Genomic DNA, 21,192 nt, shown 5'->3' on the forward strand with positions numbered 1-21,192 from the left:
GTGGTGGCGTAGACGAGCTGCTTGCCCTCGTAGGGGGCGACGGTGAAGTCCTTGAGCGAGACCCAGCCCGACTTCGGATTCGCCAGCACGCCGGTCGAGTTCCACCGGTAGGTCGACGGGAGGTTGCAGGTACCGGTCGGCGTCGGGGTCGGCGTCGGCGTCGGGTCGGGGGTCGGCGTGACCGTGGGGGTGGGGGTGGGGGTCCCGGGGTTCCCGGTGCAGGCCACGCCGTTCAGGGAGAACGAGGCGGGCGACGAGTTGCTGCCTGTGTACGAGCCGTTGAACCCGAAGGCGGTGCTGCCCCCCGACGGGATGGCGACGTTGTAGGCGACGTTGGTCGCGGTCACCGTCGAACCGGACTGGGCGGACGTGGCGTTCCACATCTGGGTGATCTGCTGGCCGCCCTCGAAGGACCAGGTCAGCCGCCAGCCGTTGACCGCGTCACCCAGGTTGTTGATGGTGACGCTGGCGCCGAAGCCGCCCGGCCACGACGAGGTGACGGTGTAGTCGACCCGGCAGGCGACGGCCGCCTGCGCGGGCTGCGTGGCCACCAGCCCGGCCGCCGCCAGCAGGATCGGGATCGCGATGATCGTGAAGACGCGGCGTGTGGCCGGCTGGGACGGCGCCGTCGATGTGACGGCGGAGGGACGCGGTGTCCGCGTTCGCCAGGGCAGGCGCATGGGTGCTCCTCATCTTTTCGTCCAGCCGCTGTCGGGGACTGGTGCGGGTGGTGGCGTGCCGGGAATGCCGCCCAGATGTTCATGCGAGGCCAAGATCGTTGTTAGCGCTCACATTAAGTTCGCCGACGGATTGCTCCATTTCTCTGGCGAGAGATGGTGGTGGTGCGCGGAGCCAATACGATGTGGCCGATCCGCGTCAAGGCACGTCCCTTGACCCTCTTCCCCGCGCTCGCGCCCCCGGCGGGCCTTCATCTGCCCTTACGGGCGTCCGATCGCACCGTGCGGGATCGGCTCCGTGATGAAACGTTCAGCGATGGCGATGATCTTCTGCCGTGCGCGGCCGTTCGACGCGGCGGCGAGCAGGCCGTGAACGTACGTCATCAGGTCCCGGACACCTGGTTCACGGAGTCGGCGAGGCGCCGTGTGACGGCAGGCGCCAGCGGGCCCAGACGGTTTTGCCGAGACGGTCGAGGAGGGGAGTGACGCCGTGGTCGTGGGCGAGGGCGCGGACGATGGCCAGGCCGCGACCGTGGACGGCCTCGGCGTCGAGGGCGAGGAGGCGGGGTTGCCCGGTTCCCCGGTCGGTGACCTGAAGCCGGAGCTCGTCCGCGCAGGCCCGCACGGAAAGCCTGACCACGGGCTCGCCGTGGACGATCGCGTTGGCGAGCAGCTCGCCGGCCACCAGGACGGCGTCGTCGACGAGGTGGTGCAGCTCCCAGGCGACGAGGATCTCGCGCACCATGGCGCGGGCCTTGCCGACGATCGGCAGGTCGTGCGGCAGGTCCCAGCAGACGGTCCGCGAGCCGTCCGGGGCCGGTGGGGTGTCCGGGATCTCGGGCATGGTCTCTCCTCGGGGGGGCGGTGGGCCGTGCTCGGCCTCGCGCATCAGGTCGCGTAACTCGTCGGCGGTGCCGGCCCGCACGATCAGGGGTTCGGGAGCGGGCCACAGGGCGGCGGCGTGGAAGCGCCGGGTGCCGGGGCCGTACCAGACGGTCCAGGCGGGCTCGACCTGGTCGAGCCGCTCGGCGGCGGAGCGTTCGGCGGGGTCCCAGGACCGGTGGCCGATCTGCGCGGTGGCCGCTCCGCGCCGATGCCGCCCGCCCTGCCGGGGCTGGGAGGCGCGTTCGTTCACGCCGTCGCTCCCTGCCGGTACGGGGTGTGCCTGCCGGAGGGGGTACGGGGGTTCGGCGGCCGTCCGCGCCGGTACGGCACGGCGGCCGTGGCCACGGTCTGCTCCGGCCGCCGGTGCCGACCGGGGGAGACCTCCGCGAGCCGCGCGGGGAGAGCGGTGGGGGTCATGGGTCCGGGGGCCGTGGAGCCGGGGATCGCCGGGCCGGGGATCGTGCGGATGGGCGTCGTGACGGGCGGGCGGCTGGAGAGGTTGAGGCGGCGGCGAACGCTCATCCGGGCGTGGACCTGGGCGGGGGTGGGCTGCTCCCAGTGGTGGTGCGCGCGGTGCGGAAGACTGGCGGCCTCGTGGGCGTACGGGGGATGGCCGCACCAGCGGCAGCCGAGCGGCATCGGCGGCCGGTTCGCGTGCCAACGCACCCGGATCGGCCTGGGGTTTCCTCTAGGGTTGTGCATCAGGTCGGACCTCCAGAGTCCGGTCGAGGGGCTTGTCATGGCGTGCCGCGCCGTGGCAGGCCCCATTTGGTTTGGTGGGTTCGCCTTGCGAGGAGGCGACTCTGCAGGACTTACTCAGCGGTGACAGGTGTGTGTCCGGCAGAGGCGTGAAGCACGACCGATATCTCCTTCTCCAATGAATCGACAGACACTTTCCACCCCCTTATCCGGACATAAACGGTGTTTTTCGATGGCCCGAGAAGAGGGCTCCTCATACGCGTGAAAGGGCCACTCCGGTAGCGTTTCTGCCGCCCCGGACCACTTCACAGAGTGCCCCCGGATAGCTGCTTTGGGTAGTGAAACATGTGGCACATCAGTGAGACAGTTTGTGGAAAAGCTGTGTCATTTGTGCCGCGGTGTGGAATCCCTCGCTGGATGGAGTCGAAATGTTCACGAACTCCGAGCTCGACCCGACAATGAGTAACCTGGCTCTCTTCGGCGCTGAACTCCGTAAATACCGAAAAAGGGCAAAAATGACCCAGGATGAGCTGGCCGAGGTGACCCAGTTCAGCAGGAGCCTGCTGAGCTTCATCGAGAGGGGCGAGCGCACACCCAGCCGCAACCTGGCACAACGCTGTGACGAAGCTCTGGGGGCGGACGGGGAGCTCGTCCAGCTCTGGGCGCACATCACCCATGCCGCGAGCCCCTGGTGGTTCCGAAGCTGGCTCGACATCGAGCCGGTGGCGCACACCCTGCACACCTGGGAGCCGCTCGTCATACCCGGCCTTCTCCAGATCGAGGAATACGCGCGGGCGGTTATCCGTGGAGAGCCCGGCATAACCGAAGAGCAGACAGAAAAAGCCGTCGCCGCCCGGATGGAGCGTCAGGCGATCTTCGATCGCGCCGACCCGCCTCTGTTCCGTGCGGTGATCGACGAGGGCGTTCTAAGCCGTCCGATCGGCGGCAGGAAAGTCATGCGCCGACAACTCGAACGCCTCGCGCAGGCGATAGAGTCCCCGCGAATCGGCATGCAGATCGTTCCCATGGAGCTGGGAGTGACGACGGGAATCCTCGGCGGTTTCGTGATCGCTCAGCTTCCGGGAAACCCGGATATGGTGTACATCGAATCCGCAACCAATGGATATGTGTCGAGTCGTCCGGAAGATGTGGAAGCCATCCATGCCAGATACGACGCCTTGCGCGCGGAGGCGCAGCCCCAGCGCGCGTCCGTCGAGTTGATCAGAAAGGCGGAGAAACTGTGGATCTGAGCGACGAACTCAAGACCGCGGCCTGGCGCAAGGCCACCAAGAGCGGATCCAACCAGGGAAACTGCCTGGAGGTCGCCCCGCTGTCCGGCGGCCGGGTGGGCCTGCGCGACACCGAGGCTCCCGACCAGGCGCCCTTCGTGGTGAGCGCGAGCGTCTGGGACGCCTTCGTCGACGGCGCCAAGAAGGGCGAGTTCGACTTCTGACTCCGCTCCCGGAGACAAGGAAGCCCTCGACCAGGTGGCCGAGGGCTTCTGACGTCGTACGGGCTATGCCACGGTGTATTCGACGTCGCCGAAGTCGGCCACCACGCGCAACCGCCCGCCGAGAGCCTCCACGTCAAGGAAACAGCCGCAACCCTTGGCCACCTGGTCGAGGCTTTCCGGGCTCTGCGGAGTTGGCTGAAGCCAGCCGGTTCTGTGGCTATCTCTCGCGGGCCTCGGGAACAGCCGAGGTGACCTGGGTGTGAGCACCGGCCACCGCGGTCCATGGCCCCTCGGTCACGGTGCTGAGATTCGTGTGCCGGCGCTGGATGCACCGATCGATATCGAGCGGACACGGGAGTGCCAGGGGGCCGTCGCCGGTCAGGATTCGCGGGCGCCGTACACGCGCAGGATGCTGTGGCGGAGCGCTGCCGCCGTCTGGGCGGTGGTCATGCGGCCGGCGGCGACCTCGCCGCCGGCCGCATGACCGAGTGCGATGGTCGCGGAGACCAGCCAGGCCGGGTTGAGGCCGCCGTCGAACTCGCCGGCGGCCTGGCCGCGCCTGATCAGCTTCTCAAGGCGCTCGATGACCCCGGCATGCCGGCGGTCGGAATCCACCGGGTCGGCGGCGGTCACCGAGGGGTGCAGGAGCAACGGGTACCGCTCGAACAGTCGCCAGGTGACGTCCAGCCAGCGCAGCAGTGCCTCCCCGGCGGTGCCGCTGTCCACGTCGGCGATGTCGAGGGCGGCTACGGCTTCGGCGGTGATGCGGTCGACGACCGCGGCCACCAGCAGCGGCCGGGACGGGTAGTGGGCGTACACGGTCTGGCGGGTGACGCCGGCTGTGGCGGCGACCTGCTCCACCTTCGCGTCTGGCTGCCGGCCGAGCACCTGGACGGCGGCGTCGAGTACGGCGGCGGCGCTGCGCTCGGCGTCCGAACGTCGTCGGCGGCGCCGGCCGCCCGTTACCTCTGACACGTTGTCTAATCTACCACCCGGCATTATCGTAGACGCGATGTCAAAGATAAGTCGACTCATGGAGATCACATGACGCCCCGCACCGATCTGACCGGCTACCTGGTCCGCTATCCGCAGGAGGCGGGGTTGGGCGACGAGGAGCCGGCGACCGTGCTGGACCGCTACCACACGCCGGACTACGAGCTGGTGAACGACGGTGTGCGGCTGGACAGGAAGCGGTTGCTCGACCACATCCGTCCGGCCCGCAAACGGGCCACCGGGCTCCGTGTCGAGGTGGAGCAGGCGCTGGTGGACGGTGACCAGGTTGCCGCCCGGTACCGGCTCATCGCGGAGATGCGTAAGGGCGGCACCATCACCACCGAGATCTACATGTTCGGGGAGCTGGCCGCCGACGGCCGGTTGCGTCGCGCCATCCAGGCCACCCGGACGATCCCGTCCGAGTGATTCCACGGGTACGTCAAGCGGTTCCTCGATACCGATGACCTCAGCGAGGTTCGCGCCCGCCCGACCGGGGCTCAGCCGTTCTCGCGGGCGAACCAGTCGACGGTCCGGCGCAGTCCCTCCTCCAGCCCGACGGTGGGACGCCAGCGGAGGATCTCGGTGGCGGCGGTCAGGTCGGCGATCCTGGCGCTGTCGAGGGGGCGGTCACCGAGGACGCCGTAGCGGGGACGGGCCCGGCCGCCGACGATCTCGGAGAGCAGTTCCGCGGTGTCGCGGATGGAGGTGCCCGTTCCCGTGCCGATGTCGAAGGCGCGGCCCGCCGCCTCCGGGGTCTCGGCCGCCGCGAGGAAGGCGTCGACCACGTCGTCGACGTACACCCAGTCGAGGTGGCGCGTTCCGCTGCCGAGCTCGGGTGTCCGCCCGCGCAGCAGTGACAGCGCCACGTAGGGGACCAGCTTGCGGGTGTCCTGGCGGCCCGGCCCGTAGACCATGCCGATCCGCAGGTTGCTGACCCGGACGCCCCACAGGTGGTGGAACATCCGCGCGTAGCCGTCGGCGGCCCACTTGGACGCCGCGTACGGCGAGGACGGCGCCCGGTCGCCCTCCTCGGGCCGGAGCTCCTCCAGGGAGCCCGCCAGCACCACCCTCGTCTCGGGCGCCCCGGCGACCGCCGTCAGCAGGTTGACCACGCCGGTGAGGTTGCTGTGCAGCATCGGCAGCACGAGCCGTGGATCCCTCGCCCCGGCGACCTCGCTGGCCAGGTGGAACACGACGGCCGGGCGGGTCGAGCCGACGAGCCACTCGACCGTGCCCGCGTCGGCGACGTCCGCGACGTGCCACGTCTCGCCGTCCGAGCTCTCCCTGGACCGGCGGCTGACCGCGTGCACCCGCGCGCCGAGCGCGCTCAGCCGCCGCACCAGGTGAGCCCCGATGAAGCCACCGGCCCCCGTCACCAGTACGGGCCTCGCCCGCCAGTGGTCTTCCGCTACCGGGTCGGCCATGTGCTTTCTCCTGGTTCGGGGGGATTTGTAGCAGATAAGCGGTAAGGCCCGCTCCGAAGAGCGGGCCTTACCGTGTGATGTCGTGCGTTCGTTCCGATCAGCCGATGCGCCAGGTGTCCCCGCCGAGGAGCAGGTCGTTCAGGTCGCCCGGCCCCCGCTCGCCGACGGCCTCCTGGAGTTGCTCGGCCATGAGCTCGTCGTAGGAGGGGCGGTCGACGTTGCGGAAGACGCCGATCGGGACGTGCTCGAAGGAGGGCTCGTCCAGCCGGGAGAGCGCGAAGGCCAGCGACGGGTCGGCGCGGTGGGCGTCGTGCACGAGGATCTCGTCCTCGCTCACCGCCGACCTCGGGACGACCTCGATGCCGCCGTCGGCCGCCCTGCGCACCGCCTTGGAGGCCGAGGCGATGGGCTGACCGTGCTCCAGGCGCAGCGTGATGTCGTCGCGCTGCTCCGGGTCCTTCAGCGGCTCGAAGGCGTTGTCGTTGAAGATGTTGCAGTTCTGGTAGATCTCCACCAGGGAGGTGCCCCGGTGCTCGGCGGCCTCGCGCAGCACCGACTGCAGGTGCTTGCGGTCGGAGTCGATGGTCCTGGCCACGAAGGAGGCCTCGGCCCCGATGGCCAGAGAGATCGGGTTGAACGGCTTGTCCAGCGAGCCCATCGGGGTCGACTTCGTGATCTTGCCGATCTCGGAGGTCGGGGAGTACTGGCCCTTGGTCAGACCGTAGATCCTGTTGTTGAACAGCAGGATGTTCAGGTTGACGTTGCGGCGCAGCGCGTGGATGAGGTGGTTGCCGCCGATGGACAGCGCGTCGCCGTCACCGGTGATCACCCACACCGACAGGTCGGGACGCGAGGCGGCGAGGCCGGTCGCGATCGCCGGGGCGCGGCCGTGGATCGAGTGGAACCCGTAGGTGTCCATGTAGTACGGGAACCGGGAGGAGCATCCGATGCCCGAGACGAACACCATGTTCTCGCGCTTGAGCCCGAGCTCCGGCACGAACGACTGGACCGCGGCCAGGATGGCGTAGTCACCGCACCCGGGGCACCAGCGGACCTCCTGGTCGGACTTGAAGTCCTTCATCCCGAGCTTGACCTCGGACTTCGGGACCAGCGAAAGCGCCCCGCCCCTCCCGGGGGTGGACACCGCGGGCAACTCAGCACTACTCACTGTCGATCACGTCCTGGATCACGCCGGCAAGTTCCTCGGCCTTGAACGGAAGCCCGCGCACTCGGTTGTAGCTGATGATGTCGACCAGGAAGCGGGCGCGGAGCAGCAGCGCGAGCTGGCCGAGGTTGATCTCCGGCAGGAGGACCTTGTCGTACGCGCGCAGGACCTCGCCGGTGTTGACGGGCAGCGGGTTGACGTGCCGCAGGTGGGCCTGGGCGACCTTGCCCCCGGACCTCCTGATGCGCCGCACGGCCGCCGCGATCGGCCCGTACGTGGACCCCCAGCCCAGCACCAGCACGCGGGCGTCGCCGTCGGGGTCGTCCACGGCCAGCGGCGGGATGTCGTTAGCGATCCCGTCGATCTTGGCCTGCCGGACCCGGACCATCCGGTCGTGGTTGTTGGGGTCGTAGGAGATGTTGCCGGTGTTCTCGGCCTTCTCGATGCCGCCGATCCGGTGCTCCAGGCCCGCGGTGCCGGGGATCGCCCAGGGGCGGGCGAGGGTCTCGGGGTCGCGCTTGAACGGCAGGAAGGTCGTGCTGTCCTCGCCGTTCGGCCCCGAGGCGAACTCGGTGGAGATGTCGGGCAGGTCGGCGGCGTCGGGCAGCTTCCACGGCTCGGAGCCGTTGGCGAGGTAGCCGTCGGAGAGCAGCATGACCGGGGTGCGGTACTTCACCGCGATCCTGGCCGCCTCCACCGCCGCGTCGAAGCAGTCGGAGGGGGTCGAGGGCGCCACGATCGGCAGCGGCGACTCGCCGTTGCGGCCGAACATGGCCATCAGCAGGTCGGTCTGCTCGGTCTTGGTCGGCATGCCGGTGCTGGGACCCGCGCGCTGCACGTCGACGATGATGAGCGGCAGCTCGGTGGTCACCGCGAGGCCCACGGTCTCGGCCTTCAGCGCGACACCCGGCCCGGAGGTCGTCGTGACCCCCAGCGCCCCGCCGAAGGCGGCGCCGAGCGCCGCCCCGACGCCCGCGATCTCGTCCTCGGCCTGGAAGGTGCGGATGCCGAACCGCTTGTGCCTGGACAGCTCGTGCAGGATGTCGCTGGCCGGGGTGATCGGGTACGAGCCGAGGAACAGCGGCAGCCTCGACTGCACCGAGGCGGCGATCAGGCCGTAGGCGAGCGCCTGGTTGCCGGAGATGTTGCGGTACACCCCGGGGGCCAGCTTGGCCGGCTTGATCTCGTACGAGACCGAGAAGGACTCGGTGGTCTCGCCGTAGTTCCAGCCCGCCTGGAAGGCGGCGATGTTGGCCTTGGCGATGTCGGGCTTCTTGGCGAACTTGGTCTCGAGGAACTGGATCGTCGCCTCGGTGGGCCGGTGGTAGAGCCAGCTCAGCAGCCCGAGGGCGAACATGTTCTTCGAGCGCTCGGCGTCCTTCTTGGACAGCGCGAAGCCTTCGAGGGCCTTGACCGTCAGCGAGGTCAGCGGAACCGCGTGGACCCGCCACTCGGCGAGCGAGTCGTCGTCGAGGGGGCTGCCGTCGTAGCCGACCTTCTGCAGGTTGCGCTTGGTGAACTCGTCGGTGTTGACGATGAGGTCGGCACCGCGCGGCAGGTCGGAGAGGTTGGCCTTCAGCGCGGCGGGGTTCATCGCGACCAGGACGTTGGGAGCGTCTCCCGGCGTGAGGATGTCGTGGTCGGCGAAGTGCAGCTGGAAGCTCGACACGCCCGGCAGGGTGCCTGCGGGGGCGCGGATCTCCGCCGGGAAGTTGGGAAGCGTCGACAGGTCGTTGCCGAACTCCGCGGTTCCGGCGGTGAAGCGGTCACCGGTCAGCTGCATGCCGTCGCCGGAGTCGCCGGCGAACCGGATGATCACGCGGTCGAGTTGCTGAACCTGCTTGGTCACAGCTCAGTCCTCCTCGACGCGACAGGGCGCCGTTGCTCGTGGCACATTCTTTTTTCCATGCTAGATCCTCGGGGTCACGCGTAGTCTTTTCGCGTTCCACTCGGCGAAGGAAAGTGACCTTTGTCGCATATCCTTGACGGCCGCTGAGTCGAAACTGAGTCGAAGCTGGGCGCGGACATCGCGCGTCGCGGCCGTCGTACGGCCTACGGGGAAGTCACGATCGCAGACGGTCGGCCCGACACAGCCCGGCCGCGAGCCGACACAGGTCAACGTGCAGGCGGCCGAAGAGGACAGTTGGGATCACGATGCCCAACTATATGTCCCGTCGCGAAGGCGCTCTCATCGCCTCTGGCTATGACCCCATAGCCTCCGGCTATGACAGGGATTGCTTTTCCAGCACGGTGGGCATGGCCCCGGAGTCGTAGGTCCGGCCCGGCTCCATCGCGCGCGGGCCGTACAGCTCCGGAACAGTGACAAAGGTATAACCCTTTGCGGTGAGCTCGCGCAAGATCGCGGGGGCCGCGTCGACGGTGGCGTGGTGGAAGTCGCGCATGAGGACGATCGATCCGGGCTTGACCCGGGCGATGGTCCGGCGGGCGATCGCGCGGGGGTCGGAGTCGTTCCTGTCCTCGGCGTCGACGCTCCAGCGCACCACGGACATGCCCAACCGGCGCGAGACGGAGGCCACCTGCTCGTCGGTCACGCCGTACGGCGGGCGCATCAGCGTGGGCACCTGGCCCATCGCCTGGATGATCGCGTGCTGCGCGCGGGTGAGCTGGTCGGCGAGCACGGCGGGGGGCAGCGCGCTGAGGTCGCGGTGGGACCAGGTGTGGTTGGCCACCAGGTGCCCCTCGTCACGCATCCGCCGCAGCAACTCGGGACGCGCGGAGGCGTTGGAACCGAGGCTGAAGAAGGTCGCCCTCGCCTTGTACGCGCCGAGGATGTCGAGCAGCCGCCCGGTCTCGGGGCCCGGACCGTCCTCGTAGGTCAGCGCCACGCACCTGGCCTTCGCGCAGTCCACGGTGCCCGCCATGGAACTGCGCGCCGCGGGCCTGTCCATGCTCGCCGCGAGCATGTCCTTCTGCGAGGTGAGGGTCGCGGTCCTCACGGAGGCCCGCTGCGCCCGCAGCCCGGTCGCCGACAGCAGCGGCGCCGCGGTCGCGGACGGCACGGCGACCGCCACCCGGCCGGCGACGCCCAGGCCCACCTGCTTGTCGTCGAACTCCACGACGAGGTCGCCGCGCGGGTTGAAACCGATGGAGTCGAACATCGAGGGTTCCGGTCTGAGCGCGTTGGGGTTCACCAGCGGCCCCCGCAGCGCCAGTTCGCTCCTGACGATGCCGGCCAGCGTGGTCAGCGCCGAGACGTCCCTGAGCAGGCCGGGGGAGTCCAGGGCGCGCCGGCTCGCCCGGTCGTACCAGACGGTGGTCCGCGACTCGCTCCAGCCTGAGCCCGTGGACTGGCCGATGCGCAGCCGCACCCCCAGGACCTCGGGGGACGCGGCGGCGAGCTGCCAGTCCACGTTGAACTCGGGGTTGGGCAGGGCGTCGGCGGGGAGGTCGTGCCAGGTGAACCGGTTGAGACTCCTGGTCACCGTCTTGAGGAGCTTCTGGGTGAGCCGGGGGGCGTCGGCGACGGCCGGGTAGGTGGCGTGCACGCGCCGGCCCTTGGTCTCTCCCGCGTTCAGGCTTCTCGTGCTCAGGCCCTGGACCATGGAGGGGTCGACGTAATTGATCAGCGTTGGCTCCGAGGGGATCGGGGAATCCCCATGGGGGGAGGCGGTGGCCACACCGCAACCGGCCAGCATCACGGCCGTCAACGCGATTCCTCCGCCGAATCGCAGTTTAAACATAAACTAACGCTATAGGGGTTTATGGGGCATTTACTCTGCCTTGATGTTAAATGGACAGAGGCTTTAGCGTTTCGCGCCCGCCGGTTTCCCCGCGTGACGGGAAGCGCGGATACTGCTATAGGTAGGGCGGAAAGCCCCGTACGGCAGGTCCCGGAGCGTTGTGCGACGTCCCCGAGCGTTGTGTGGCTTGTGCGGCGTCCGGAGCGTTGGGCGGCGTCCCGGAAGGTCGTGCGGCGTCCCGGAACGTTCGGGCGGCGGCCCCAAGAAGGAGAGACCATGAGCGGATATTTCGGCTCTTATGTGGTGGTCCTCGCGCTGTTCGCGATCGGCCTGCTCATCGTCGCCGGAGCACTGCTCGTCAACCGGGGGCTCCGGCCCAGTCGCCCCACCCCGGAGAAACTGCTCACCTACGAGTGCGGCGTCGACCCGGTCGGTGACGGCTGGGCCCAGTCCCAGATCCGCTACTACGTGTTCACCTACCTGTACGTGGTCTTCGCGGTGGACGCGGTCTTCCTGTTCCCCTGGGCGACGGTCTTCGCCGCGCCGGGCTTCGGGACGACCACCCTGGTCGAGATGTTCGTCTTCCTCGGCTTCATCGCGCTCGGCATCATCTATGCCTGGCGCAAGCGCGCGCTCACCTGGACCTGAGAGCTCGAAAGCCCGGCCTGGGAACTCGACAGGCCGGATCCGGGAGCTCGAAGGGCCGGGCGAGCGCGAGCACCGACTCTGAAGGAGAATGCGTGCCATGGCGGATCTCCCGATGCCCACCGTGGGGCCAGTCTCGCGTCTGGCCCCCAAACCCATGCGCTTCATTCTGAACTGGGGGCGCCGTTACTCGCTGTGGGCGTTCAACTTCGGTCTGGCCTGCTGCGCGATCGAGTTCATCGCGACCTCGATGAGCAGGCACGACTTCATAAGGTTCGGGGTCATCCCGTTCGCCAACGGTCCCCGGCAGGCGGATCTGATGATCGTCTCAGGCACGGTGACCGACAAGATGGCGCCCGCGGTCAAGCGGCTCTACGAGCAGATGCCCGACCCGAAGTACGTGATCTCCTTCGGCGCCTGTTCCAATTCCGGTGGTCCGTACTGGGACTCCTACTGCGTGACCAAGGGCGTCGACCAGATCATCCCGGTCGACGTCTACGTCCCCGGCTGCCCCCCTCGCCCCGAGGCGCTGCTCCACGGCATCATGATGCTCCAGGAGAAGATCGCCGCGGAGAACCTGGGTGACCGCTATGCCTGACCTACCCGAACCCGCGTCCGGTTCCGCGCCCGAACCCGAGCTCGGCCCCGGAAACGGTTCCGCGCCTGGTTCCGTGCCTGGTTCCGTGCCCGATTCCGCGCCCGGTTTCGCGTACGGCGAGGGCGCCCGGGTGTCGGAGTCCTTCGGCCAGACCACGGTCGACGTGGATCCCGGCGGCTGGGTCGGCCTGCTGGAGTCCGCCAGGGCCGGGGGCTACGAGTTCTTCGACTGGCTGACCGCGGTGGACGAGCCGCCGGAGGCGTTCGCGGTCGTCGCCCACCTCTTCGCCCCCGTCTCGCACGCCCACCTGCTGCTGCGCACCCGGGTCCCGCGCGCCGACCCCCGGCTGCCCAGCGCGGTCGGTGTCTTCCGCGGAGCCGACTGGCACGAGCGCGAGACCTTCGAGATGTTCGGCGTCGTCTTCGAGGGCCACCCGAACCTGGTGCCGCTGCTGCTCCCCGAGGGTTTCGAGGGATTCCCGCTGCGCAAGGACTTCGTGCTCGCCGCCCGGGTCGCCAAGGCCTGGCCGGGGGCCAAGGAGCCCGGAGAGTCCGGCCACGGCTCGCCGAGCCGCCGCAAGACGCTCCCGCCGGGGGTGCCCGCCGACTGGGGGCACGAACGTGGCACCTGAGACTCCCCGGCGGCTGTCCCGCCGCGATGCCCGCGATGTCTGTGATGCCCGCGATGTCGGTTATGGCCGGGGGTTTCCCCCGAAAGACCGGAGGTGCCCGTGATCGCCGAGGTGCTCGACGTCGCGGTACGGCTTGTCGTGATCGTCGCGATCTTCCTGGTGCTGCCGCTGGTCGCCGGGCAGATGGAGCACAAGGTCATGGCGCACATGCAGTCGCGCCTCGGTCCCATGTACGCCGGGGGCTTCCACGGCTGGGCCCAGTTGATCGCCGACGGGGTCAAGTTCATGCAAAAGGAGCAGGTGATCCCGACCGCCGCCGACCGCCGGGTCTTCAGCCTGGCCCCCGGCGTGGCGCTGGTCCCCTACCTCCTGGTGATGGTCGTCATCCCGGTCGGACCCGGGCTGGTCGGGGTCGACCTGGACGCCGGACTGTTCTTCGTCCTCGCCGTGATGGGGGTCGGCGTGCTCGGCTCGATCATGGCCGGGTGGTCCTCGGGCAACAAGTACTCCGTCCTGGGCGGAATGCGCTCGGCCGCCCAGCTCATGTCGTACGAGCTGCCGCTGGTCCTCGCGGCCTCCAGCGTCGCGATGGCGGCGGGCACGCTCTCCCTGCCGGGCATCGTGCAGGCCTGGCAGTGGTGGTGGCTGCCCTGGCAGGCGATCGGCGGCGTGGTCTTCTTCGTCGCCGGGCTCGCCGAACTCCGCCGCCCGCCGTTCGACATGCCGATCGCCGACTCCGAGATCATCATGGGTCCGATGACCGAGTACACCGGCATGAGGTTCGCCCTGTTCATGCTGGCCGAGTACGCCGGGATCATCGTGGTCTCCGCGCTCACCAGCGTGCTCTTCCTCGGTGGCTGGCACGGCCCGTTCCTGCCGGGGCCGGTGTGGATGCTCCTCAAGGTCTTCCTGCTGGTCTTCGTGATCATCTGGATCCGGGTGAGCTATCCCCGCCTGCGCGAGGACCAGCTGCAGCGGCTCGCCTGGGTCGGCCTGGTACCGCTGGCCCTGGTCCAGCTGGCGCTGACGGGAATCGTCAGGGTCGCCGTGGGATGATCCCCTCCATTCCGCGTACCGTCGTACCGAACGATCTGACGTTCGAAGTGCCCACGCAGGGCAGGGAGTAAATACACTCTGTGACACCACCTGCCAAGGACGGAACGCATGACCCTCGCGCTTGCCGTGGAAAAGGATGAACTGGTCGTCGATGTGCCGGAACATCCGGCGGTGCGGCTGCCGCTCGCCGGGGAGGGCCGGGCGAGCACGCTGCTGATCTTCGGTTATCCCGGCAGGGGGAGGACGAGATACGGCCTGGCGGTGCTCGACGAGTCCGGCCTGGTCATGCTGGAGGCTCCGGGGTCCCGGTCGAAGAGGGCGGTGAAGGCGTTCGCCGCGGACAACGGGCTGGAGTTCGAGTTCCGGGCGTTCGACACGCCGCAGCGGGCCAGGGTCGCCCTCGCCCGGAGGTCGCCGAGGTGGTGCGCGGTGACCTGGCGGCGGGCGCCCGCGCCCCTGCCGCGCCTGCGCGTGCCCGGCGCGAGAAGCCTCAGACCGCCTCTGAGCTCGCCGAAGGTGTGGTGGCGCGAGCAACTGCTGTACGTGCTCATGTGGGCGGTGCTCGCCTACGGGGCGGTCTTCGTGGCGCTCGTGCTCCTCAACCTGACCGAGACCCGCGCCGACGTCACCCGGGGGATGGGCCCGCTCGGGATCGCCGCCCTGGTGCTGGCCGCGCTGACGGTCGCCGGGGCCGTCGTCGTGGTCGGGGTCGGCCGCCGCAGGTCCCGCAACCAGACCGCCGAGGGACGCGTGCTCAGGCGCGAGGGCCAGCCGCACTGCCGCCTGGTGGTCGTCCACGGTCGCCTGCTGCTGGAGACCGCGCGCAGGACCCGCGAGCTGGACGCGTCCGAGCTGCTGCTGTACTCGGTGGATTCCGGGGTGACCGGCCTGATGGTGGGCGGGGAGCTGTTCCACCTGCCGGGACAGTGGGACGCCGAGGACGTCGAGCGCTTCGCCACAGGGAACGGCCTGGAGCTCGAGGTCCGCGCGCTGACCCGTGACGAGTACCTGGAGCTGACGGCGCGGGCGAAGGACGCGGTTCCCTAGCCGGGCTTCGGCCGCCACGTCTCCTCCGGGTGGCCTGTTGACGCTGGTTTTTCGCGTCGGTTTTTCGCGCGAGCGCCGGTGGTCCTGGTTCCCTACTGCACGATTCGCAGCATGATGTCGGCGGCCGTGGGCCGGTTGCCCGGCTGCTTGTCCAGGCAGGCGGCGGCCAGCGGGCGCAGTGACCGGGGCAGGACCGCCAGGTCCGGCTGGTGGTTGATCACCCGGTTCAGGATCGCGGGGATGGTGTCCTCCCCGAAGGCGACCTTCCCCGAGGCGGCGAAGATCATGGTCGCGGCCCAGCTGAACACGTCGGTCTCCGGGCCGATCGCCCCGCCGGAGAGCTGCTCGGGCGACATGTAGGCGGGGGTGCCCATGATGTTGCCCGATGTCGCGGTGACCTGGTCGAGGGCTCGGGCGATGCCGAAGTCGATCACGCGAGGGCCGTCGGCGCCGATCAGCACGTTGGCCGGTTTGAAATCCCGGTGTACCACGCCGGCCCGGTGGATCGCGGCCAGCGCGCCCGCCGTGGCCAGGGCCAGCCTGGTCAGGCCGTCCCCGTCGCGCGGGCCCTTGTCGCGGACCAGCTGCTCCAGGGAGTCGCCCTCCACGTACTCGCTGACGACGTACGCCTGGTCCTCGTTGATGTTCACGTCGAGCACCCGTGCCGTGGAGAACGTCGCCACCCTGCGGGTCGCCTCGACCTCCCGCAGGAACCGCTCCCTGACCACCTGGTTGCCGTTGAAGTGCTCGTGCAGCACCTTGATCGCGACCTTCTGACCCTGCGGGTTGAGCGCGAGGTGAACCGTTCCCTGGCCGCCCTTACCCAGGCTGCCGATCAGCCGGTACGGCCCGAGCCAGCCCTGCGGGGCGGGGGCGTTCCGGCTCTGCGAGGTGTGGGCGGGCCGGCCCTGCGCGAAAGGGGCGTGGGGATCCTGTGAAGCGTGGGTGGGCCGGCCCTGCGGGAAGGGGGCGTGGGGACCCTGCGAAGTGTGGGTGGGCCGGCCCTGCGCGAAGTGGCCCTGGGTGTACTGGGGCGAGTGCTGCGGCGGCCGGTCGTCATGGCGGGGCTGTGGCGGCCGCTGGTACCCGCCGTGGTACGGAGGCTCCTGGTGGTGTGGCTGCGGCCGTTGCGCGGCCGGGTGCACGACCGAGGTCGCGGTGGGACCCGTCTGGTACGACGGCACCCGGGGCGGGCCCTGCACGTGGCCGTACCCCTGAGGCGGTCCCGGATGGAATTCCCGGGACGGCCACCGCCGGAAAACCGATGCCCTGAGGATCAGCGCGTGGCCCAGCCCGCCGATCCAGCTGCCGAACAGGCCGATCGTCCCGATGGTGTCGAGTACGACCGGGATGTCGTCGGAACTTCCGTAGATCGCCGCGGCGACCATGAAGATGCCGATGCCGAGCCCGTAGAAGACGGCGGCGACGGCCAGCAACGGGCTCCGCAGCCGGCGCGCGGCGTGGCCGATCACGAACGGTGTCCCGATACCGCAGGTCAGCAGGGGTACCAGCGCCCACACGACGCTCCACGCCGTGTTGGATCGCGCCGGTGGTTGCGACTGCCAAGCCGGCCCGTACTGGTGGGACATGTGGCGAACAATACGATTTTTTCAGAAGGTCCGCAGTCGCTTCGCTGGCGAGCCTGTGGGTGGGGAGCGGTTATCGAACACACAGTCTGTGGATAACTTCTGTGGATAACCCGGTTCCCCGGCTGATACCTCTCACCGCGACGGTCTCCGGGGCCCACGCATTCCCGAGCGCCCCGCTGTGCGCCATGATGTTGAGTTGTGGCACGGATACCAGGAGTGGGACTGGCGAAGGGACTCTCCGTCACCCTTCGCCACATGCTGAGCAGGTCGGTGACCCAGCAGTATCCCGAAGTCCGGCCGGAGTTGCCCCCGAGGAGCAGGGGGGTGATCGCGCTGGTCGAGGAGAACTGCACGGTGTGCATGCTCTGTGCCCGCGAGTGCCCCGACTGGTGCATCTACATCGACTCCCACAAGGAGACCCTCCCCGCCCCGGAAGGCGGCCGTCCCCGGGCCCGCAACATGCTCGACCGCTTCGCGATCGACTTCTCCCTGTGCATGTACTGCGGGATCTGCATCGAGGTCTGCCCCTTCGACGCGCTGTTCTGGTCCCCGGAGTTCGAGTACGCCGAAGGCGACATCCGTAACCTTCTTCATGAGAAGGACAAGCTGGCCGCCTGGGCCCAGACCGTACCGCCGCCTCCGGCCCACGAGCCCAACGCCGATCCGCCCAAGGAACTGGCGGCCACCTCCCGTCCGGTCCGTCCTCGCCCGGCTCCCTCCGAGCCCGCTCCCGCTGCCGGAACCAGGACCGGCCCCACCGCCGGTCCTGGTCCCGCAGGCGGTCCTGGTATCGCCGCCGGCCCCGGTCCCGCAGCCGGTTCGGGCCCTACCGCCGGTTCTGGTCCCGCGGCCGGTTCTGGTCCTGCGGCCTCCGCGCCCGGCGCGTCGGCTTCACCGTCCGGAGCCCCGGCCTCCCCCGCCGATTCCCGCTCAGAACCGGGTCTCCAGCCGGGCCCTGGAGCGCCCGCGCCCGGTTCCGGCACCTCCGTACCCGATGCCCCGTCCTCGCCGTCAGGGCCTTCGTCGTCCGGGTCCTCGCCGTCCGGTTCCCCGTCCTCGCCACCCGCCTCACCCGCTCCCGGCACCCCCGACGCGCCGCCCGCGCGGCGCGGCCCATCCCCGGACAGGTCGTCCAGACCGGGCACCTCGGCGGGGCACGCGAGCGTCCGGGCCATCCGGCCACCGGGTGCCCTTCCGAAGAAAAACGATCCGTCCACAGGTGGGCCATCCGTCGAGAAGTTATCCACAGGCGGGGGTGAAGCACCTCCGGCGGCGGCCACACCGGAGCAGACTCCTTCCACGGATCCGAGTGGAGAGCCCGAGGAGGAGAGGTGACCGAGGTGCCGTCCTACCTGTCGCCGACCGGGCAGGAGATCGTCTTCCTTCTGCTGGGCGCGGTGGCCGTCGGGTCGGCGCTGCTCGTCGTGACCACCAGGCAGCTCGTCCACGCGGCCCTGTGGCTGGTCGTCTGCTTCGGCGCGCTGGCCGGGTGCTACCTGGTGCTCACCGCCGAGTTCGTCGCCTGGGTCCAGGTGCTGATCTACGTCGGCGCGATCGTGGTCCTGCTCCTGTTCGGCATCATGCTCACCCGCGCCCCGATCGGCAGGAGCGCCGACCTCGACAGTCCGAACCGTCCGACCGCGGCGATCGTGGCGATCGCCACCGCGGCCGTGCTGGTCACCGTCGTCGTCGACGGCTTCCGCATGGCCTACGTCCCGCTTGAGCCCGGCGGCGGATCGGCCGGCGAGCTCGGTTCCAGCATCTTCCGTAACTGGGTGCTCCCGTTCGAGGCGCTCTCGGTCCTGTTGCTGGCGGCTCTGATCGGCGCCATCGTCCTGTCCCGCACGGACATCCGCGGGAGGGACTGACGTGCACGTCGTCTATCCCGCGGTCGTCTCGGCACTGCTGTTCTCCATCGGCGTGTACGGGGTGCTCGCCCGCCGCAACACGATCCTCGTGCTGATGTCCGTCGAGCTCATGCTCAACGCCGTCAACCTCAATCTGGTCGCCTTCGACGTGTGGTTGCGCGACCGGCTGCACGGCGGGCAGGTCCTCACACTGTTCGTCATCGTGATCGCCGCCGCCGAGGTCGGCCTCGGTCTCGCGATCATCCTCGCGCTCTACCGCAACCGCCAGACCGTCGACCTCGACCGCCTCCGCTCCCTGTCCGACCCCACGGACACCGACCTCGCCGACGCCGGTCCCGGCGACACCGGTCCCGGCGACACCGGTCCCGGCAACACCGGCTCGGACTCCTCACTCGTGGAGCAGCCTCCGGCCGGGTCCCGGGGCCGGTCCCGGACACAGACACACCCCCAGATCGGGACCGACACGCGGCGGTCCCGGTCCGGGACCGGATCCGAGGCGGACACCGGGCCGGGTGACGCGCCATGATCACTATCGCCTCGCTCGTGATCCTGCTGCCCTTCCTCGCGGCGGTCACCGGCCTTCTCGGCTCCCGTTTCCCCCGGCGCCCCCACAGCGTGACGCCCCCGGAGACCGGCGAAGGCGGCATCCTCAAGGCCGACGCCCCCAAGGCCGACGCTCCCAGGAGTGGCGCCTTCAAGGTCAACGCCGACACCGCCGCCAACCACCGGGCCGCCTGGATCGCCGTGGTGCCCACCGCCGTCTCCGCGGCCCTGGCGATCTGGCTGGCCTACGCCACCTGGGCCACCACCGGCGGGGGCGGAGCCGAGCCGTCCGCCCCGGCCGGGCCGGGAGGCCAGGGAGCGATCGACGGTGTCACCGCGGCGTTCACCGTCATCGAGACGGGTTCGGTGCCGATCTCGGTCGGGCTGCTGGTCGACGGCCTCGCCGCGTCGATCGCCGTGCTGGTCGCCGCGGTCGCGCTGGCGGTGCAGATCTACTCCGTCGGTTACATGCGCGGTGACCGGCGCTACCCGTCCTACAGCTCCTTCATCAGCCTGTTCACCAGCGCCATGCTGCTGGTCGTCTACGCGGCGGACCTCATGGTCCTCTACGTGGGCTGGGAGATCATGGGCCTGTGCTCCTACCTGCTGGTCGGGCACTGGTGGGAAGACAGGGCCAACTCGCGAGCGGCGATCAAGGCGTTCCTCGTCACCCGGATCGGCGACGTCGGATTCCTGTTCGGCATCTTCGTCCTCGGGACGGCGGCGGGAAGCTTCAGGATCGCCGACGTCATCGCCGGAGTCCCCGAGATGTCCTCCGGCACGCTCATCGCCGCGACCATGCTGCTGCTGGCCGGGGTGGCGGGGAAGAGCGCCCAGGTGCCGTTGCACGTCTGGCTTCCCGACGCGATGGCCGGACCGACACCGATCAGCGCCCTCATCCACGCGGCCACCATGGTCGCCGCGGGCATCTTCGTCGTCGCCCGGCTCTACCCGGCCTTCCTCGGCGCCCGCCCCACCCTGGACGTCCTCGCGGTCCTGGCCGCCATCGGCATGCTCGGCGCGGCCCTCGCCGCCCTGGCCCAGGACGACCTCAAACGCGTCCTCGCCTACTCCACGATCAGCCAGCTCGCCTACATGGCCGGCGCCCTGGCCGCCGGGTCCCGGAGCGCCGCGATCTTCCACCTGATCACCCACGGCGCTTTCAAGGCGCTCCTCTTCCTCTGCGCCGGAGCGGTGATCCACGCGGTCGGCTCCAACCTGATGAGCACGATGGGGGGCCTCAGGAGGGGGCTTCCCGTCACCTTCGCCGCGATGACGATCGGCTTCGCCGCGCTCATGGGTCTGCCCCCGGCCAGCGGCTTCTTCAGCAAGGACGAGGTGCTGGTGGCCATCGAGCACTCCCTGTCCTCCGGGCCGCTGACAGGCGCCGCGGCCCTGCTGCTCTACGGCTGCGCCCTCGCCACGGTCGCGGTGACCGGCGCCTACGCCACCCGCGCGTGGCTGCGAACCTTCTTCGGGCAGCGTGCCCCCCAGCCCCAGCCCCAGCCTCAGCCCCAGTCCGCGCCCGCATCCGGCGCGCCGCACGCCGTTCACACCGCCGTCCACGCCTCCGCTCACACCGCCGTTCACGAGGTTCCGGCCACCATGCGCTGGCCCATTCTCGTCCTGGCCGTTCCGGCCCTGCTCCTCGGCTTCGCCCGTGTCGGCGACGTTCACTGGGACGCCGCCGCCCTCAGCCTCGCGGTGGCGCTGCTGGGGGCGGGAGCGGTCTACGCCGTGTGGCGCTCCGACCCCCTGGCCGACCCGGCTCGCCTGCTCGGCCCCTTCCGGGCCCCCTGCGAGCAGGCCTTCCACGTCGACTCCGTCTATAACGGTCTGTTCGTCCGACCCGTGCTGCTCCTGGCGAGTCTTGTCGTCCGCGCCGACGGTCGCGTGGTGGACGGTGCCGTGCGCGGCTCGGGCCGGGCGACCTTGGGCCTGGCCGGGCTGGTCCGCCTGGCGCAGAACGGCAACGCCCAGCTCTACATCACCGGCCTGCTGGCCGGAGTCCTCCTGATCGCGGCCGGGGCGGTGATCTTCAGGTGATCTCTCTGTTGTTCTGGGGCGTCGTGGCCCTCGTCGTGCTGCTCCTCATCCGTCTGGCGGTGACGCGCCGTTGACCTCCTCTCCGCGACCGAGCACACGACCGGACTCGACACCCGACTCGAACCCGGAACCGGACCCGACACCGAACCCGGAACCGGAACCGGACCCGACA

General features: G+C 69.7%; 22 protein-coding genes and 1 pseudogene. 12 read left to right on the forward strand and 11 right to left on the reverse strand.

Annotation, left to right across the window (positions count from 1 at the left end):
• The 4 genes from ACTOQ3_RS06875 to ACTOQ3_RS06890 all read right to left on the reverse strand — a co-directional run.
• On the reverse strand, positions 1-680 hold a 680-nt coding region (locus ACTOQ3_RS06875; RefSeq protein ID WP_440082572.1), incomplete at its 3' end, for a non-reducing end alpha-L-arabinofuranosidase family hydrolase.
• Between the two features lie 258 nt (positions 681-938).
• A complete protein-coding gene (locus tag ACTOQ3_RS06880; RefSeq protein ID WP_440082573.1) occupies positions 939-1,061 on the reverse strand; it encodes a hypothetical protein in 123 nt (40 codons plus the stop codon).
• 19 nt (positions 1,062-1,080) lie between these two features.
• The gene (locus ACTOQ3_RS06885; RefSeq protein ID WP_440082574.1) at positions 1,081-1,812 is read right to left on the reverse strand and encodes an ATP-binding protein; all 732 of its coding nucleotides are present in this window, start codon (positions 1,810-1,812) and stop codon (positions 1,081-1,083) included.
• Entirely contained in the window at positions 1,809-2,264 is a 456-nt protein-coding gene (locus ACTOQ3_RS06890; RefSeq protein WP_440082575.1) for a hypothetical protein, read from the reverse strand. The genes ACTOQ3_RS06885 and ACTOQ3_RS06890 overlap by 4 nt, the downstream gene beginning before the upstream one ends.
• 425 nt (positions 2,265-2,689) lie before the next feature.
• Between ACTOQ3_RS06890 and ACTOQ3_RS06895 the strand changes: the two genes are divergently transcribed.
• Both ACTOQ3_RS06895 and ACTOQ3_RS06900 read left to right on the forward strand, forming a co-directional pair.
• Positions 2,690-3,511 (forward strand): helix-turn-helix domain-containing protein, encoded by an 822-nt coding sequence (locus ACTOQ3_RS06895; protein WP_440082576.1) that lies wholly within the window; start codon positions 2,690-2,692, stop codon positions 3,509-3,511.
• Complete coding sequence (locus ACTOQ3_RS06900; protein WP_362849784.1) at positions 3,502-3,714, forward strand: DUF397 domain-containing protein; 213 nt, start codon at positions 3,502-3,504, stop codon at positions 3,712-3,714. The genes ACTOQ3_RS06895 and ACTOQ3_RS06900 overlap by 10 nt, the downstream gene beginning before the upstream one ends.
• Before the next feature lie 378 nt (positions 3,715-4,092).
• Here the strand turns inward: ACTOQ3_RS06900 and ACTOQ3_RS06905 are convergent, their stop codons facing one another.
• Positions 4,093-4,689, reverse strand: a complete 597-nt coding sequence (locus ACTOQ3_RS06905) for a TetR/AcrR family transcriptional regulator (RefSeq protein WP_440082577.1) — start codon at positions 4,687-4,689, stop codon at positions 4,093-4,095.
• 69 nt (positions 4,690-4,758) lie between these two features.
• On the opposite strand from ACTOQ3_RS06905, the gene ACTOQ3_RS06910 reads away from it, so the two are divergent.
• The gene (locus ACTOQ3_RS06910; protein WP_440082578.1) at positions 4,759-5,133 is read left to right on the forward strand and encodes a nuclear transport factor 2 family protein; all 375 of its coding nucleotides are present in this window, start codon (positions 4,759-4,761) and stop codon (positions 5,131-5,133) included.
• A 71-nt stretch (positions 5,134-5,204) separates the two neighbouring features.
• On the opposite strand, the gene ACTOQ3_RS06915 is transcribed toward ACTOQ3_RS06910, so the two are convergent.
• The 5 genes from ACTOQ3_RS06915 to ACTOQ3_RS06935 form a co-directional block, all read right to left on the reverse strand.
• A complete protein-coding gene (locus tag ACTOQ3_RS06915; protein WP_440082579.1) occupies positions 5,205-6,131 on the reverse strand; it encodes an NAD-dependent epimerase/dehydratase family protein in 927 nt (308 codons plus the stop codon).
• 97 nt (positions 6,132-6,228) lie between these two features.
• Positions 6,229-7,299 (reverse strand): 2-oxoacid:ferredoxin oxidoreductase subunit beta, encoded by a 1,071-nt coding sequence (locus ACTOQ3_RS06920; protein WP_440082580.1) that lies wholly within the window; start codon positions 7,297-7,299, stop codon positions 6,229-6,231.
• Positions 7,292-9,145, reverse strand: coding sequence for a 2-oxoacid:acceptor oxidoreductase subunit alpha (locus ACTOQ3_RS06925; protein WP_440082581.1), 1,854 nt, complete (start codon positions 9,143-9,145; stop codon positions 7,292-7,294). Before ACTOQ3_RS06925 ends, ACTOQ3_RS06920 begins: the two co-directional genes overlap by 8 nt.
• Positions 9,146-9,359: 214 nt before the next feature.
• The gene (locus tag ACTOQ3_RS06930; protein WP_362698292.1) at positions 9,360-9,449 is read right to left on the reverse strand and encodes a putative leader peptide; all 90 of its coding nucleotides are present in this window, start codon (positions 9,447-9,449) and stop codon (positions 9,360-9,362) included.
• Positions 9,450-9,518: 69 nt separating this feature from the next.
• Positions 9,519-10,955, reverse strand: coding sequence for a polysaccharide deacetylase family protein (locus ACTOQ3_RS06935; protein WP_440082896.1), 1,437 nt, complete (start codon positions 10,953-10,955; stop codon positions 9,519-9,521).
• 318 nt (positions 10,956-11,273) lie between these two features.
• On the opposite strand from ACTOQ3_RS06935, the gene ACTOQ3_RS06940 reads away from it, so the two are divergent.
• The 5 genes from ACTOQ3_RS06940 (at position 11,274) to ACTOQ3_RS06960 (ending at position 14,974) form a co-directional block, all read left to right on the forward strand.
• Positions 11,274-11,645, forward strand: coding sequence for an NADH-quinone oxidoreductase subunit A (locus ACTOQ3_RS06940; protein ID WP_440082582.1), 372 nt, complete (start codon positions 11,274-11,276; stop codon positions 11,643-11,645).
• Positions 11,646-11,799: 154 nt separating this feature from the next.
• Positions 11,800-12,240 carry an NADH-quinone oxidoreductase subunit B gene (locus tag ACTOQ3_RS06945; RefSeq protein ID WP_246474028.1) on the forward strand — a complete coding sequence of 147 codons (441 nt, stop codon included), beginning with the start codon at positions 11,800-11,802 and terminating at the stop codon, positions 12,238-12,240.
• Between the two features lie 85 nt (positions 12,241-12,325).
• Positions 12,326-12,871, forward strand: a complete 546-nt coding sequence (locus ACTOQ3_RS06950) for an NADH-quinone oxidoreductase subunit C (protein ID WP_440082583.1) — start codon at positions 12,326-12,328, stop codon at positions 12,869-12,871.
• A gap of 102 nt (positions 12,872-12,973) precedes the next feature.
• Positions 12,974-13,927: an NADH-quinone oxidoreductase subunit NuoH gene (gene nuoH / locus ACTOQ3_RS06955; protein WP_440082897.1), complete on the forward strand. Its 954-nt coding sequence runs from the start codon at positions 12,974-12,976 to the stop codon at positions 13,925-13,927.
• A 108-nt stretch (positions 13,928-14,035) separates the two neighbouring features.
• A complete protein-coding gene (locus tag ACTOQ3_RS06960; RefSeq protein WP_440082584.1) occupies positions 14,036-14,974 on the forward strand; it encodes a hypothetical protein in 939 nt (312 codons plus the stop codon).
• Positions 14,975-15,066: 92 nt separating this feature from the next.
• Here ACTOQ3_RS06960 and ACTOQ3_RS06965 read toward each other — a convergent pair whose 3' ends face one another.
• Positions 15,067-16,563, reverse strand: coding sequence for a protein kinase domain-containing protein (locus tag ACTOQ3_RS06965; protein WP_440082585.1), 1,497 nt, complete (start codon positions 16,561-16,563; stop codon positions 15,067-15,069).
• A 360-nt stretch (positions 16,564-16,923) separates the two neighbouring features.
• On the opposite strand from ACTOQ3_RS06965, the gene ACTOQ3_RS06970 reads away from it, so the two are divergent.
• The 4 genes and pseudogenes from ACTOQ3_RS06970 to ACTOQ3_RS06985 all read left to right on the forward strand — a co-directional run bounded on the left by ACTOQ3_RS06970 (position 16,924) and on the right by ACTOQ3_RS06985 (position 21,020).
• Positions 16,924-17,898, forward strand: coding sequence for a 4Fe-4S binding protein (locus tag ACTOQ3_RS06970; RefSeq protein ID WP_440082898.1), 975 nt, complete (start codon positions 16,924-16,926; stop codon positions 17,896-17,898).
• Positions 17,895-18,431, forward strand: a complete 537-nt coding sequence (locus ACTOQ3_RS06975) for an NADH-quinone oxidoreductase subunit J family protein (RefSeq protein WP_440068117.1) — start codon at positions 17,895-17,897, stop codon at positions 18,429-18,431. The genes ACTOQ3_RS06970 and ACTOQ3_RS06975 overlap by 4 nt, the downstream gene beginning before the upstream one ends.
• Before the next feature lies 1 nt (position 18,432).
• A pseudogene (gene nuoK, locus ACTOQ3_RS06980) lies at positions 18,433-18,750 on the forward strand (NADH-quinone oxidoreductase subunit NuoK); the annotation flags it as partial.
• Between the two features lie 203 nt (positions 18,751-18,953).
• Entirely contained in the window at positions 18,954-21,020 is a 2,067-nt protein-coding gene (locus ACTOQ3_RS06985) for an NADH-quinone oxidoreductase subunit 5 family protein (RefSeq protein ID WP_440082586.1), read from the forward strand.
• The last annotated feature ends 172 nt before the right edge of the window (positions 21,021-21,192 follow it).

Source organism: Streptosporangium sp. LJ11, assembly GCF_051918945.1.
Taxonomy (GTDB): Bacteria; Actinomycetota; Actinomycetes; order Streptosporangiales; family Streptosporangiaceae; genus Streptosporangium.

Bases quoted from the DNA above. Each gene is read 5' to 3' on its own strand.
- ACTOQ3_RS06945 (WP_246474028.1), top strand. From the start codon at position 11,800: ATGCGCTTCATTCTGAACTGGGGGCGCCGTTACTCGCTGTGGGCGTTC.
- ACTOQ3_RS06915 (WP_440082579.1), bottom strand. From the start codon at position 6,131: ATGGCCGACCCGGTAGCGGAAGACCACTGGCGGGCGAGGCCCGTACTG.
- ACTOQ3_RS06940 (WP_440082582.1), top strand. From the start codon at position 11,274: ATGAGCGGATATTTCGGCTCTTATGTGGTGGTCCTCGCGCTGTTCGCG.
- ACTOQ3_RS06910 (WP_440082578.1), top strand. From the start codon at position 4,759: ATGACGCCCCGCACCGATCTGACCGGCTACCTGGTCCGCTATCCGCAG.
- ACTOQ3_RS06890 (WP_440082575.1), bottom strand. From the start codon at position 2,264: ATGCACAACCCTAGAGGAAACCCCAGGCCGATCCGGGTGCGTTGGCAC.
- ACTOQ3_RS06965 (WP_440082585.1), bottom strand. From the start codon at position 16,563: ATGTCCCACCAGTACGGGCCGGCTTGGCAGTCGCAACCACCGGCGCGA.
- ACTOQ3_RS06960 (WP_440082584.1), top strand. From the start codon at position 14,036: ATGACCCTCGCGCTTGCCGTGGAAAAGGATGAACTGGTCGTCGATGTG.
- ACTOQ3_RS06895 (WP_440082576.1), top strand. From the start codon at position 2,690: ATGTTCACGAACTCCGAGCTCGACCCGACAATGAGTAACCTGGCTCTC.
- ACTOQ3_RS06985 (WP_440082586.1), top strand. From the start codon at position 18,954: ATGATCACTATCGCCTCGCTCGTGATCCTGCTGCCCTTCCTCGCGGCG.
- ACTOQ3_RS06880 (WP_440082573.1), bottom strand. From the start codon at position 1,061: ATGACGTACGTTCACGGCCTGCTCGCCGCCGCGTCGAACGGCCGCGCA.
- ACTOQ3_RS06970 (WP_440082898.1), top strand. From the start codon at position 16,924: ATGCTCTGTGCCCGCGAGTGCCCCGACTGGTGCATCTACATCGACTCC.